Genomic DNA, 660 nt, shown 5'->3' with positions numbered 1-660 from the left:
GATCAGCGCTGTCCAGGCCCAGCACGAAGCGGCTGCGCAGCACACAGCCGAACGGCGTATCGCGTGCCACGTGCAGCATCTGCCCGTCGCAGGGCTCACCGTTTGCATCCAGGCGCACGTGGTCGCCGAAGCCGATGCGCGCGGCAATCACCGCCGATACATCGCCGGCATCCTGTGCCGCCTGCAGGCGCTCTGGCACCAACAACGTGCGCGGATCATGGAACTTCAGGCGCGCCGCCACCGGCGGAATGTCGGGCAGCGCTTCCACCGCATGGATGCTGGCACGGTGGTAGCTGGGCCCGCGCTGCCACGCCGCGGCCCAGCCGCGATGCTCGACATGATCAACCGGATGCCACCAGCGGATGTGCTGGGTGGTCTCGAAGAAGGTGAACCACCAGTCCAGCATGCGGCCCTTGCAGCCGTGCAGATCGGTACGCACCGCCACCAGCAGGGTGCCGTCTTCGCGGCGCTGCATGCCGGTCTCCAGGTGCATCGGCGCCGGGTCGAGCAGATCGTGGTGGTCCAGCCAGGCGCGTGCGTTCACAGCGGTATCCATCGGGGTCTCCTGCGGTGTTGGGAGACCCGACAATACGGAAACGTCATTCGTTTCGCAATTAGCCGGATGCGGTAAGATGGGGGCAATGAACAGCCCTCCCCTGC

At 66.5% G+C, this 660-nt stretch carries 1 protein-coding gene; it reads right to left on the bottom strand.

The annotated features are described in order from the left end of the window. On the bottom strand, positions 1-556 hold a 556-nt coding region (locus tag ARC20_RS02205), incomplete at its 3' end, for a DAPG hydrolase family protein (RefSeq protein ID WP_057643638.1). Between the last annotated feature and the right edge of the window lie 104 nt (positions 557-660).

Source organism: Stenotrophomonas panacihumi, assembly GCF_001431645.1.
GTDB lineage: Bacteria > Pseudomonadota > Gammaproteobacteria > Xanthomonadales > Xanthomonadaceae > Stenotrophomonas_A > Stenotrophomonas_A panacihumi.
Note: the sequence above shows the minus strand (reverse complement) of the source record. Positions and strands in the feature narration are given on the sequence as shown.